The sequence below is a fragment of the Streptomyces venezuelae ATCC 10712 genome, assembly GCF_008639165.1.
Classification (GTDB): domain Bacteria; phylum Actinomycetota; class Actinomycetes; order Streptomycetales; family Streptomycetaceae; genus Streptomyces; species Streptomyces venezuelae.
This window is the reverse complement of sequence record NZ_CP029197.1, coordinates 613360-627020: the sequence shown is the minus strand read 5'-3', so window position 1 is coordinate 627020 and position 13661 is coordinate 613360. Positions and strand designations below refer to the sequence as shown.

The 13661-nt window shown below is 76.2% G+C and carries 7 protein-coding genes; 4 read left to right on the top strand and 3 right to left on the bottom strand.

Annotation, left to right across the window (positions count from 1 at the left end; genetic code table 11):
• The first annotated feature begins 13 nt into the window (after positions 1-13).
• The 4 genes from DEJ43_RS02640 to DEJ43_RS02625 all read left to right on the top strand — a co-directional run bounded on the left by DEJ43_RS02640 (position 14) and on the right by DEJ43_RS02625 (position 8975).
• Positions 14-3352, top strand: coding sequence for a type 2 lanthipeptide synthetase LanM family protein (locus tag DEJ43_RS02640; protein ID WP_015031752.1), 3339 nt, complete (start codon positions 14-16; stop codon positions 3350-3352).
• Positions 3353-3516: 164 nt separating this feature from the next.
• The gene (locus tag DEJ43_RS02635; protein ID WP_015031751.1) at positions 3517-3717 is read left to right on the top strand and encodes a hypothetical protein; all 201 of its coding nucleotides are present in this window, start codon (positions 3517-3519) and stop codon (positions 3715-3717) included.
• Positions 3718-3835: 118 nt separating this feature from the next.
• A complete protein-coding gene (locus DEJ43_RS02630; protein ID WP_015031750.1) occupies positions 3836-6883 on the top strand; it encodes a helix-turn-helix transcriptional regulator in 3048 nt (1015 codons plus the stop codon).
• A gap of 208 nt (positions 6884-7091) precedes the next feature.
• Complete coding sequence (locus tag DEJ43_RS02625; RefSeq protein WP_015031749.1) at positions 7092-8975, top strand: AfsR/SARP family transcriptional regulator; 1884 nt, start codon at positions 7092-7094, stop codon at positions 8973-8975.
• A gap of 60 nt (positions 8976-9035) precedes the next feature.
• Here DEJ43_RS02625 and DEJ43_RS02620 read toward each other — a convergent pair whose 3' ends face one another.
• The 3 genes from DEJ43_RS02620 to DEJ43_RS02610 form a co-directional block, all read right to left on the bottom strand.
• Positions 9036-11180, bottom strand: a complete 2145-nt coding sequence (locus tag DEJ43_RS02620) for a prolyl oligopeptidase family serine peptidase (protein WP_015031748.1) — start codon at positions 11178-11180, stop codon at positions 9036-9038.
• Between the two features lie 63 nt (positions 11181-11243).
• Positions 11244-12701, bottom strand: coding sequence for an MFS transporter (locus DEJ43_RS02615; protein ID WP_015031747.1), 1458 nt, complete (start codon positions 12699-12701; stop codon positions 11244-11246).
• Positions 12698-13660, bottom strand: coding sequence for a DUF6895 family protein (locus DEJ43_RS02610; protein WP_015031746.1), 963 nt, complete (start codon positions 13658-13660; stop codon positions 12698-12700). The genes DEJ43_RS02615 and DEJ43_RS02610 overlap by 4 nt, the downstream gene beginning before the upstream one ends.
• Position 13661 lies beyond the last annotated feature (1 nt).

The window sequence follows — 13661 nt, the reverse complement described above, 5'->3', positions numbered from 1 at the left end:
GTGCGAGGGGGCTATGGCGGTGGAGGCCGGACACGGGCGGGGTGGGGCCGCGCTGTCGGCGATCGAGCGGTGGTGGGACGCCGCGCTCGTCCGCGGCGGCGCCGGCGAAGGACGCCCCGACTGGGCCGTACTGGCCGAAGAGGCGGTGGCCGCGGCGCCCAGGGAGGCCGTGGTGCCCGAGGGGGAGTACCAGGGCCTCAGCGGATTCGAGTGGGTCCTGCGGCCGTTCACCCGCCGCGCGGGGGAGCGGCTGGAGCGCCGGGTGGCGGAACGGGACGGGGCCCTCGTGGACCTGGCCGCCGTACGGGCCGACATGGAGCGGCAGTTGAGCGGCAGGCTGGCCCGGGCGGCGGCCCGCACGCTGGTCCGCGAACTGCACGAGGCGCGGACCGCCGGGCGGCTCGAAGGGGACGACGAGCGGGCCCGGTTCAGGGACTTCCTCGGCCGGACCGCGTCCCGGCACGGCCTGACGGAGCTGCTGGCCGGCCGGCCGGTGCTCGCCCGGATCCTGGGCCGGGCGGCGCTCGACGCCGCCGACGCGATGGCGGAGATGATCGGGCGGCTGGCGTCCGACCGCGCCCGGCTGGCCGCCGGACTCCTCGCCGGGCCCGGGCCGCTCGTGGGGGTCGAGCCGGGCGCCGGTGACGGACACCGGGGCGGCCGCAGCGTGATGCTGCTGCGCTTCGCCGACGGCGCGCGACTCGTCTACAAGCCGCGGCCGCTCGCCGTGCACCGCCACTTCAACGACCTCGTCACCTGGTTCAACGGCCTGCCCGGCGCCGTGGAGCTGCGCACGCTGCGCCTCCTCGACCGGGGCGACTACGGCTGGGTGGAGCACGTGACCGCCCGGCCCTGCGCGTCGGCGGTCGAGGTCGAGACGTTCTACCGCCGCCAGGGCGCGCTCCTCGCGCTGCTGCACCTGCTCGACGGGACCGACCTCCACCACGAGAACCTGATCGCCGTCGGCGCCCACCCGGTGCTCGTCGACGTCGAGACGCTGTTCCACCCGCCGCTGCCGGGCTCGGGCACGGAGGACCCGGCGGCCCGGGCGCTGCACGACTCGGTCTACCGGGTCGGGCTGCTGCCGCAGCTCCTGGTGGGCGACGACTGCGCCCTGGACGTGTCCGGGGTCGGCGGCGGCCGCGCGGGCACCTCGCCGGTGGCCCGCGCCGACTGGGCCGACGCCGGGACCGACCGGATGCGCCTGGTGCGCAGGGCCGGACGGTTCGCCGAGTCCGCCAACCGGCCCCGCCTGGCGGACGGCGGGCCCGTCGAGCCGGGCGCCCACATCGAGGCGCTGTGCGCCGGGTTCCGCGCCGGGTACACGACGATCGGCGCGGCCAAGGAGGAACTCCTGCGGGGATCGGGCCTGTTGAAGGCCTTCGCCGAGGACGAGGTGCGGGTGGTGATGCGCCCCACCTGGGTGTACAGCATGCTGCTCGACGAGTCGACCCACCCCGATCTGCTGAAGGACGCCGACGAGCGGCAGGGCGTCCTGGAGGTGCTGCGGACCGACCGGTTCGGCGCGGTGCTCGAACCCGGCCTCGTCGACGAGGAGATCGCACAACTCTGGGCGGGCGACGTGCCGTTGTTCACCGCCCGGCCGGGCAGGAACCACCTCTGGGGCGGTCCCGAGCGGCTCGCCGCCGGCCGCACGGACCTGCCGGGGATCGTCCGCGTCGCCGCCAAGCTCGACGCCCTGGACACGGTCGACCGCCAGGACCAGGAATGGATCGTCCGGGCCGCGATGGCCACGACCTCCCGCGCGCCGGCCCACCGGCCCGCCGGAGGGCGGCGCACCCGCACGGCGGGCCGCGCGCCGGAGCCCGACCGGCTCCTCTCGGCGGCCCGCTCGGTCGGGGACCAGCTGGTCTCCCTCGCGTACCGCAAGGACCGCCGCAGCAACTGGATCGGCCTGGAACTCCTGGACGACCGCTACTGGCGGATCGGCCCGATGCCGGCCGACCTGGCCGGCGGCTACACCGGACCGGCTCTGTTCCTGGCCCAGTTGGCCGACCTCACGGGCGCCGGACACTACGCGGACGCGGCCCGTACGGCCCTGGCGCCGGTCCCCGGACTCCTTGACGCGCTGCGCGGGCGGCCCGAGGACCTCGGCGCCGTGGGCTCGGGCGCCTACTCGGGTCTCGGCGGCATCGCGTACGCGCTCGGCGAGACGGCACGGCTCCTCGACGACCCCGAAGTCGGGTCCTGGGCGAACCAGGCCCTGGGACTGGTCGCCGAGGCCACCAGGACCGAACGGGAGTACGGGATGGGCGCGGGCCTCGCGGGCGGGCTCGTCACGCTGCTCGCCGGCGAGGGGGCGGGTGCCGGGCCCGGGGCGCTGGTCCGCGCCGGTGGCGGGGGCGACGGGGCGCTGCGGGCCGCGCGGGAGTGCGCCGACCGGCTGGCCGCCGCCGACCTCACGGCCCTCGGACGGGGCTTCACGGAGGGGGCGGCCGGGATCGGCTGGTCCCTGCTGCGGTTCGCCGAGGTCGAGGCGGCGGTGGGGGCGGGCAGTTGGGCGGCCGAGCGTTATCGGGCGGCGGGACTGACCGCGCTACGGGCGGCCGTCGACGTCCGGTCGGACGACGGCCCGGGGAGGCGCGGCTCGCACGACCGGGTGGCCGGCTCTCCGGTGCCGGGTGGCCCCTCCGGGCCGTCCGGTTCGGCTGAGCCGGTGCGAGCGGCGGGGCCCGCGGGGACGCGGGGGACGGCGCGACCTGACGGATTCCCGGGGCCGGACGAATCCGGCCGAAGGCCGGGAGCGTACGGGTTTCGGACACCGGTCGCGGGCCCCGGAACGGGCCCGGACGCCGCCACGGGCCGCACGGCGGGCACCCTCGCGGGCCCCGGCCCGGCCCCGGGCGCGGGCGGGGGCCACGGGGGAGCCCCCGGCCGCGCCGGGGAGAGCGCGGCGGCGGGCGGCGCCCGGGAGGGCGAAGTTCCCGGCGGCGACCGGGGATCGGCCTGGTGCCGGGGGGAGGCCGGGATCGCGCTCGCCGTGCTCGACGCGCCGGGCGCCCTCGACGACCCGCACCTCGCGGCCTGGGCGCGAGGGACCGTCGAGGAGCTCGGCCGGGGCGGGCCCGCGCCCGACGACAGCCTGTGCCACGGCGAGGCCGGACTCTGCGAACTCCTGGGCCACGGCGCGCTCCCCGGGGCACGCCCGCACTGGCTCCGCCGGGCCGGGGCGCTCCTCGCCTCGGTCGAGGAGAACGAGGCCCGCAGCGGCGCCCCGGAGGGCGTCCCGCACCCCGGCCTCCTGACCGGACTCTCGGGAATCGGCCACGGTCTCCTCCGGGCCGGGTTCCCCGAGCGCGTACCGTCCCTGCTTCTTCTGCGCACCCTCTGAAGCCGCCCCGCCCCGTCGGCCCTCCGCCCCGCGGATCCCGCGCGGCACGGGCCACCTGACCAGCCACACCGCACCACCGCACCACCGCACCACTCTGCTCCACCCTTCTCCACCCAGCTCAGCCCGACCACCACTCCCGCGGACACGAAGGACGAGTGAGGACCATGCAGATCAGCGACTCGGTCAAGTACGTCAACGGCGGCGCCGGCGCGGAGACCGCGGCCCACGAGGACCCGGTCGGCGAGGTGACGTTCGGGACGGGCGGAAAGCTCGGCCTCCGCAGCCGGCTGCTCAGAGCGGCCGACCTCGACGCGGCCGCCTCGATCGACGTGCCCTACACCACCGGCACCATCACGGTCTGCTGACGGGCGGCGGACACGCCGCGCGTGACGTGTCCGGGATGAGACCTTGACGCGAGGTGCGTGGGCCGGGGGGCTCCCCGGCCCACTGCCGTGCGCGAATCGGTTCAAGTAGCCTGCGCTCATGCGTGCGACGTCGTCGGTCATCGTGGGGCGGGACGCCGAAATCGGGATACTCGACGAGGCGTTGGAGAGCGTCCGGAGGGGCGCCGGACGTGCGGTGTTCCTCGTCGGCGAGGCGGGCATCGGGAAGTCCCGGCTGGCCGGTGAGTGCGCCCTCCGCGCCTACGACCGGGACATGCCGGTGCTGCGCGGCCGGGCCACGTCCACCGGGCTCGTCGTGCCCTTCAGGCCGCTCGTCGAGGCGCTCTCCTCGCGGTTCCGGGCCGCCGGCGCGCCGGACGACCCAGAACTCGACCCCTACCGGCCCGCGTTGGCCGGGCTCGTACCGGAGTGGCGGGCCGCCGCGGCCGCGCCCGGGTACACGATCTCGCTCGTCGAACTGGCCGAGGCGCTGCTCCGACTGCTCGCCGTGCTCGGCCGCGAGCGGGGCTGTGTGATCCTCCTCGAAGACCTCCACGACTCCGACACCGAGACCATCGCGGTCGTCGAGTACGTCGTCGACAACGTGGCCGACCTGCCCGTGCTGCTGGTCGGCACCCTCCGCCCCGACCCCGGTCCCGCCTCGGACCTCGCCCTCGCCGCCGAACTCCGCAACACGGCCACGGTCGCCGAACTGGAGCCGCTGGACGAGGCGGCCGTACGGCGCATGGTGGACGCCTGCCTGGACGCGCGGCCCGGCGAGGTGCCGCCGGCCGCCCATCGGCACCTCTCCGAGCGCGCGGGCGGCAATCCCTACCTCGTGGAGGTGCTGCTCGCCGACCTGCTGGACCTGGGGCGGCTGAGCAGAGCCGACGGCGGGTGGCTCCTCGCCGACCACGGCGAGGCGACGGTGCCCACCGGCGCGGTCCGCAGCTGGGCGCGCCGGCTGGGCCGGCTCGACGAACCGGTGCGCGAACTGCTGCTCCTCGCCGCGACGCTCGGCGGACGGTTCTCCGTGGGCGCGCTGAGGGCGGTCACCGGGCTCGACGACCGGGCGCTCTTCGCCCACCTGCGGTCGGCCTCGGAGGCGGGGATCATCGCCCCCGACGGCGCCGCCCACGACCACTACACCTTCCGGCACGTCCTCACGGCGGACGCCCTCAGGGCCTCGCTGCCGCCCGCAGAGCAGGCCGCGCTCGCCCGGCGCGCGGCCACCGCCATCGAGCGGTCGGCGGCGGAACTCTCGGCCGAGGGGACCGGCGAACTGTCGGGGGAGCAGAGCCAGTTGGTCGCGACCCTGCGGCTCGCGGCGGGCGACAAGGTGGCGGCGTCCCGGCAGTTCGCCCAGGTCGGACGGCAGATGCTGGACGCCGGTGCGTCGGGCTCGGCCGCCGTGCTCCTGGAGCGCGCCCGAGGGCTCGCGGCCGACGGCGAGCGGGACGACGTGACCGTACAACTCGCCATCGCCCAGGCCGAGTCCGGTCGGCTGACCGCCGCGTCGGTGCTTCTCGACGACCTCCCGCCGGTGCTCGCCGGGTCGCGCGCGGCGGAGGAGCGGGCCCAGGCGCACACCCAGGTCGCGTGGGTCGCGACGATGGCGGAGCAGCAGGAGGAGGCGCGCCGCCGGATCAGGGCGGCGCGGGGGCTGCTCGGCTCCTCGCCGCGTCCGGAGCAGGAGGCGGCGCTGGTGGTGGTCGAGGGGCACCTCGCGCTGCTGCCGGAGCAGGAGGACCGGGGCGGTCCCGGACGGCTGGCCGGACGCGAGCGACTGAAGGAGGCGGAACGTTCCGCCAGGCATGCCGCGCTCACCGCGGAGCAGCGCGGCCGCCCCGTCGTGGCCTGTCAGGCCTGGCAGCTGCTCGCCCTGCTCTCCCGCCAGCGCGGCTTCGACGAGGCCGACGCCTGCCTCGTACGGATGCTGGAGGTCGCCGAGAAGCACCGGCTCGCCGTGTCCCGGGCCGAGGCGCTCGTCCGGCTCGGAACCAACGCGTTCATGCGGACCGGCGAGGCGACCCAGCTGGAGACCGCCCGCGCGGCGGCCCATGAACTCGGCTCGCTTGCCGTGCTCCAGACCGTCGACGGACTGCTCGCCATGCAGAGCGTGCTGGGCGGCCGCTGGGACCGGGCCCGGGAGATCGTCGAGCGGTCCGTGGAGGCCAGCGCCCGCCTCCAGAACCTGTCCGCCCACCGCTACCTGCTGCTCGTCGACGCCACCCTCGCCGCGCACCAGGGGCGCGCCCGCGAGCAGGAGCGCGCCCTCGGCCGGTTCCGCCGGGCGGGCGGCGAGGAATCCATGCTCGTCCCCCTCCAGCGCGGCCTGTGCCAGGCCATGGGCGCACTGATGGCCGAGGACCGGCAGCGGGCCACGGCCGAACTCGACGCCGCCCTCGCCTGGGAACGCGAACACCCCAGCTTCTTCTACCTCAGCGGCCGGTACGGGCTCCGCCCGCTTTTACGCATTCTCGAGGGCGGGGACGGCAAGGGGCAGGGCGACGCCGCCGGTCCGGGCGACGGCGGCCGGGCGGCGTACGAGGAGGCGCTCGCCTCACCGGGCGGCCAACTGGCCTGGAACCGCATGTTCCTCGGCATGGCGGACGCGGTGCTGCGCGGCCGCGACGGCGACGCGGAAGGCGCGCGCCGCGCCGTGGAAGAAGCCGGCCGGGCGGCGACGGTGTTCCCGCAGGCATGGCACCTCGCCCTGCGGCTGACCGCCGAGGCGGCGCTCGCCGACTCCTGGGGCGACCCCGTCGCCTGGCTGCGTACGGCGGAGGAGTACTTCCACGAGGCGGGCGTCCAGCCCGTGGCCGGAGCCTGCCGGGCCGTGCTCCGGCAGGCCGGGGTCAGCGTCCCGCAGCGCCGCGGCGGCCGGGAGCGCATCCCCGCCGAGCTGCGCACCGCGGGCGTCACACCGCGCGAGTACGAGGTGTTCGTCCTGCTCATGGAACGGCCCGGGAACCAGCAGATCGCCCAGCGCCTCTGCATCTCGCCCCGCACGGTCGAGAAGCACATGGCGAGCCTGATGACCAAGACGGGCTGCGTGGACCGGGCGGCGCTGTGCGCCCTGTCGGCAGAGCGCGCGGAGGAGGCGCGGGGCGCGCCGCCGGCCGCCGCCCGGGCCGCGGCCACCTGACGGGCCGGCCCGGAACCCTCCGGCGCGATGTCTGGGGGTCCGCCGGCCCCGGCATGGGGGCCGCTCCCGTTTCCCTGGGGGTCCCGACCCCCAGGACGCGGCCGGCGGCGGCGCGACTGTGCGGGTCCGGCACCGATGTGTGCCGGACCACCGCGGCGGATCATGGAACGGACCGACCGACTCCCGTCGCCATACGGAGGTTTGCTCGATGCCGCGTCCGTCCGCGCAGCCCGTAGCGTCACCCGGTGCGCTCCGGTTCTCCCTCCTCGGTCCGCTGGCGGTCCACCGGGACGAACGGGCCCTGCCCCTCGGCCCGTTGAAGCAGCGCGTGGTGCTCGCCACCCTGCTCGGCTCCGCCAACTCACCCGTCTCCGTGGACGCCCTGACCGAGGCGATCTGGCCCGAGGAGCCTCCGCGCACCGCCCGCAAGAACATCCAGGTGTACGTCAGCGCCCTGCGCGCGCTGCTCGCCGACGACGACCTGGAACGGCCCCGGCTGCGACACACCGGCGGCGGATACGTGCTGCGCGTCGCGGAGGACGAGCTCGACCTGCTGACGTTCCGCGCCCTGGTACGCGCCGCCGAAGGGCAGGACCCCCGCTCGGCCGCACCGCTGCTGCGGCAGGCCCTCGACCTCTGGCAGGGCGCGCCGCTCGGCGACGACCTGCGGCAGTCGCCCGCGCTCGCCGAGGAGGCCGAGCGGCTGCAACTGCGCCGCCTGGCCGCGTACGAGAGCTGGGCGGAGGCGGAACTCGAACTGGGCGGCGCGCCGGCCGTCGCCGAGGGGCTGCGCGACCTCGTCGAGCGGCACCCGCTGCGCGAGCGGCTCCGGTGCGCCTGGATGCGGGCGCTGAGCGGGGCCGGACGGCAGCCGGAGGCGCTCGCCGTGTACGACGACTACCGGCAGCTCCTCGCCAGGGAACTGGGCCTGGAACCGAGCGGCGCCATGGCCGCCAGGTACCGGGAGATCCTCGCGGGTGAGGCCGGGACGGCCCCGGCCCCCGCGGCGACCCGGACCGCCCGGGCCGCGTCCACGGCCGGGACCGGTGCGAGCCGTGGCCCGGCGGCCCCCGGGCCCGCCGCCCCGGCGGTGGCCACCGGACTCCCGCCGGACCTCGCCGACTTCACCGGACACGGGGACGAACTGGCCGACGTCCTGGACCTGTTGGAGGACGAGAGCGTGCCGGGGAGCGTCGTGCTGCTGTCCGGGCCGGCCGGAGCGGGGAAGACGGCCCTCGCGGTACGCGCCGCCCATCTGCTCGGCAACCGCTTCACCGAGGGCCGGCTGCGGGTCTCCCTGCGGGACTCCGACGGCGGCACCCGTCCGCCGTCCGCCGTCCTCGCCGAGATCGGCGCACGCACCGGGCAGACGGGACTTTCGGGCCCCGAGGCGTGGCGGGAGTGGCTGGCGGAGCACCGGGTGCTGGTGATCCTGGACGACGTGCCGGAGGAGCGCGCGGTACGGCCGCTGCTGCCCTGCGGCGGGCGGGGCAGGGTCCTGCTGACCGCACGCGGCCAGTTGGGCGGCCTCGCCCCCGTGCACCGGGTCTCCGTACCACCGCTCGGCACCGCGGAGGCCGTGCAGCTGCTCGCCGGACTCGTCGGCCAGCGTCGGGTGCGGGCCGACCGGGATGCCGCGCTGCGGATCGTCCGCGCCTGCGGGGGCTCGCCGCTGGCGGTCAGGGTGAGCGGGATGCGGCTCGCGGTGCTGCGCCACGTACCCCTGCGGGAGTTCGCGGACCGGCTGACCGACCCCGCCGGGGCCCTGGACGAACTGACCTCCGGCGACGTGTCCGTGCGCAGACGGCTGGCCCGGGGCTGGGAGGCGCTGCCGGAGGAATGCGGACGGAACGCGGGCCGGCTGGCCGCCGGTACGGGGGACGGCCCGTTCGGCCTGAGCGAGGCGGCGGAGGCCCTCGGATGCGACGAGCGGCAGGCGGTGCGGGTGGTGGAGGCGCTCATCGACGCCGGAATGGTGACCTCCCCCGGCGGCGAGGTCACCGCGCACGCGGCGCAGTACGAGATGCCCCACCTGATACGTCTGTACGCACGCGGCACGGGCCACGGAGCACCGCTCCTGACCGCCCACTGACCGCCCGGGAGGCGGCCGGGCCCGGCCTCCGGGCCCGCCCCGCCCCGCGCCCCTTCCGGTCTACGTCCCCGGCCGTTCCGGCGCGGGCAGGCCCACCCGCTGGGCCAGGAACGTCAGGCACTCGGCCTGCAGGGCCGCCGCGCGGGAGGCCGCCCGGTCGCTGTGGCCGACGCCGTGTTCGAGGCGCAGCAGGATCGGTCCCGGGCCGGTCGTGGCGTGCTGGAGCGCGGCGCACATCTTGCGGGCGTGCAGCGGATCGGTCCTGGTGTCGCCGTCCGCGGCGGTCAGGAGCACCGCCGGGTACGCGGTGCCCGGTGTGACGCGGTGGTACGGGGAGTAGCCCAGCAGCACCCGCAGCGCGGCCGGGTCCTGCGCACTGCCGTACTCGGGCGTCCAGCTGGGCCCGAGGCCGGACAGTTCGTACCGCACCATGTCCAGGAGCGGGGACATGCACACCACGGCGGCGTAGGCCGCGGGCCGCTGCGTGAGGGCCGCGCCGACGAGGAGGCCGCCGTTGGAGCCGCCCATGATCGCGATCCGGCCGGGCTCGGTCCAGCCCTCGTCGAGCAGCCGGTCGGCCGCGGCGGCGAAGTCGTCGAAGGTGTTCTGCTTGTGCCGCCCGCTGCCGGCCCGGTGCCAGGCCTCGCCCTCCTCGCCGCCGCCGCGCAGCCCCGCCCAGGCGAACACGCCGCCCGCCCTCACCCACGCGAGCACCAGCGCCCGGTAGCGCGGCGACATCGTGCGGCCGAAGCCGCCGTATCCGGTGAGCAGCGCGGGTCGCGGCACGTCCGGGCGTCCGGCGGGGGAGATCACGAACATGCGGACCGTCGTGCCGTCCCGCGAGGGGAAGGCGACCTGGCGGGTCACGGCACCGGCCACGGCGGGCGCCTGCCGGGCGTCGCGCTCCCAGCCCGTCACGCGGAGCGTCCGCGCGTCGAAGCGGAGCACGCGTACCGGCGTGACGAAGTCGGTGTACGCGAACCAGGCCTCGTGACCGCCGGGCGCGCCGGCCGAGAAGTCGCCGACCGCGCCGGTGCCGGGCAGCGGCACCGTGGCCACCTGCCGGCCCTCGACCAGGTCGTGCACGGTCAGCTCGGCCACCGTGTCCCGGGTCCAGGCGGCCAGGCCGAGCGGGTGCTTCAGCTCCGGGCCGGACAGCACGACGAGATGGGTCAGGACCGCGCCGGGCCGCTCCGGGATCACCTCGCGCCAGGCGGCGGGACCCAGGTGGAGCTCGGACGGCCGGCAGGCGACGACGCGGCCGCGCGCCGCGTCGCGGTCGGTCCGCAGCCACACCGGGTCCTGCGGTCCCGTGCCCGGCACCGCGTGCAGCCGGGTGGCGGCGTCCATGCCCTCCTGGACCGGCCGCAGGAGCGGACGGTCGAGCGGCGCGGCGGTCAGGTCCGCGAGGTGGAGGTCGGTGCCGCGCCCGGTGCCGAGCGTGGCCGTGACGCCGAGCCAGCGGCCGTCCGCGGTCACGGAGACGCTGTAGAACTGCGTCTTGTCCCGGCCCTCGCCGAAGACCACCGCGTCCGCGTCGGGCGCCGTGCCCACCCGGTGCAGGCACACCCTCCGGTGGTAGCGCTCCTCGCCGGGGTTCAGCCGGGGGTCAAGGTGCCGGACGTAGTAGAACGCCGCGCCGCCCGGCAGCCAGCCGACCGAGGACTTCCGCACCCGGTCGATCGGCCCGTCGACGGTCTCCCCGGTGGCCACGTCGATCACCCGGAGCAGCGAGTCCTCCGTGCCGTCCCGTGACACCTGGCAGGCCAGCAGACCGCCCTCCACGGACGGCTCCCAGGCGTCGAGCACGGTCCGCCCCGAGGGGTCGAGGACACTGGGGTCGAGCAGCACCCGCGGTGTGGAGTCCGGTGACCCGGCCTCCGCGACGACGAGCACCGGGTGCTCCTGCCCGGCGTCCTGCCGCAGCCAGAAGACCCGGTCGCCGCGGACCTTGGGCGACCAGACGCGGTCCACGGCGCCGAGCGCCGCCACCTCGCTCCGCCACCGCTCCAGGTCGTCCCACGAGGCGCGCTCCGACGCGTAGAGCTCCTGCTGTTCGGCGCTCCAGCGGAGCGTGGCGGCGTCCTCGGCGTCCTCGAGCCAGCGGTAGGGGTCGGGGACGCGCAGCCCGTGGAGTTCCTGGACGACGTCCTGCCGCTCCGCGTGCGGGTACGGGCGCCGGGTCGGTCGGGCGTCGGTGGTCACTCGGGGCTCCCTCGTTCGTGGTGGGGCGGACGGTGGGACGGCTGACGCGCCGGTGGGGGCCCGTCAGTCCGTCGCGGGCGGTTCGGCGCGGTCGCGGACCGGCGGAACGGGAGCCGCGGCCTTCGTCGCCGTCGTCCGGGCGGGCTCGTCGTCCGGCGCCTCGTCACCCGGTGCCTCGTCACCCGGTGCCTCGTCGCCCGGCGCCTCGTCGGGCCGGGTGCCCGGCAGGGCGAGCCAGGCGAAGACGCCGGCCAGCACGACGATCACCCCGGAGGCGGCGAAGATCGTGTCGATGGGTCCGAACCGGACGCCGGCGACCGAGCCCGCCACGTCCGTCAGCACGGAACCGGCCAGCCAGCCGGACAGGACGGCGGCGAGCATCGACGCCAGTTTCGTCACCGGGTAGAACACGGCCATCACCCGGCCCCGGAACTCGGACGGCGCCGCCGCGAGCAGCAGCGGCGCCATCGCGGTGTTGAGGACGGTCAGCGGGACGGTGAAGACGAAGAGCAGGGCGACACCGCCCAGGAAGCCGGTCTGACGTGAGTAGGCGACCAGCAGCACACCGCTCACCAGGAGGCTGATCCAGGTGCTGCGGCGCGCTCCGAGCCACTGCACGACCCGCCCGCCGCACAGCGCGCCGGTGATGCCGCCCACTCCCATGGCCATGCCGATGTAGCCGTAGAGATGGGCGTCGGCGTGGAGGTTGTCGGTGGTGAAGAAGACGTTGAGGGTGCTCAGCGCGCCGATGCCGAACTGCCCGATGACGGCGAGCAGGAGCAGCGCGACCAGGAACCTGCTGCGGGCGAAGAACCGCACACCGGCCACGAACTCGCGCCGCAGGCTCGCCTGTTGTTTGTCGGAACGTCCCGCGGCGGCGGCCTTCGGGGGCGCCGGACGCAGGTCGATCGACCGGATGGCGATGTACGACACCGCGTACGAGAGCGCGTTGAAGAGCAGCGCCCACTGCAGGCCCGCCGCGAAGAGCAGCGGCGCGGCGAGCGGCGGGCCGATGATCCAGGCCGTCTCACCGGTCGCCTGGCCGATGCCGGCCGCCCGGGCGCGGTCGGCCTCCCCCTTCACCAGGTCGGCGAGGATCGCGAAGCGCGCCGGGGAGAAGAACTGGCCCGCCGCGTGCAGGAGGAGCACCGTCACGTACACGACGCCCAGCCAGACCCCCTTCGGGAGGGCGTCGGTGGGCAGCAGGGAGACGACGGTGAGCAGTGCCACGAGCGCGCCGCGGACGACTTCGGTGCGGAGCAGCGTCGCGACCTTGTCCCAGCGGTCGACGAAGACCCCGGCAAGCGGGCCGATGACCAGGACGGCGGCGCTGGAGGCCATCAGGACGCCGCTGACGGCCATCGGCGCCCAGGACTCGTCCTTCGCGAGCACGGTCGCCACCCAGAGCACCAGGGTGGTGCTGAAGACGGCGTCGCCGACGGACGAGACGGCCTGGCCGAACCAGAGCCGGGTGTAGTCGCGGTTGATCAGCGTGAAACGCGATGCCCCTGTCCGTGTCATGACGGCCTCGGCGACGCGACGATCGAGGCCATGAGGGCGGTCACCAGGGTCGTGTGGTACGCCTTCCCGAAGAACTCACCGGCCGACGCGGACGGCGGGGCCTCGAGCTCGGCGCTCCGCCCCGGGATCGCCCCGTCGGACCGCTGGGCCCGCAGCAGGCAGTCCACGGCCGCCGCGCCCGAGGGGGTGCTCAGCGGGTCGGTCCCGAGGATGAACTGGGCGAGGACGAGCTCGGCGGCCAGGTCCCACCGGTCGTGCTCGACGCAGTGCAGCAGGGTCACGCGGACCAGCTCCCGGGCGCGCTCCAGGGTGTCCGCGTCGAGCCGGGGGTCGGTACGGCCGAAGTCGCCGAGGTAGAAGGCGGTGTGGGTGAGCGCGTACGCCCGCGGGGTGGCGAGCGGCGCCCCGTCGTCCGGGCCCGGTGCCCCGCCGCGCGAGCCCGCCTCGGTGTGCGCCGCTCCGGAGCCGGCCGCGCGGAAGGCGACGAGCGGGCTCTGCGGGACGAGTGCGGCGTACGGCTCGATGCCGTGGCGGACGCCCGCTTTCTCCGCGTAGTAGCGGATCTCGACGCGCTGGTACGGCGACTTTCCCTCGGGCGCGAGGAACTCGGGGGGCAGCAGGGCGAGTCGGTCCCGGCACAGCGTGTCGTCGATCCCGTCGGGGGCGAGCGCGGCGTAGATCAGCCCGTACGTGGAGGCGTACGCGGGCAGCTCGTCGAACAGCCCGGGGAAGTCCGGGTCCTGCCAGAGCTTCCTGACGAGTGCCGTCGCCCCGCCGAGCGGATCGGGGCCGGCGTCCGGGCGCGCCGCGCGATGGCAGAGCAGCGCCAGCTCCAGTGCGGCCTTCGCCTTCCCGTGGGGGGCCGACCGCCCGCTCGACGAGAACGGGTCGAAGAAGTCCAGGTGCGCGCCCAGCCAGTCGAGGGCGCGGGCGGAGAGCTGCTCCAGGGGTGAGGGCATG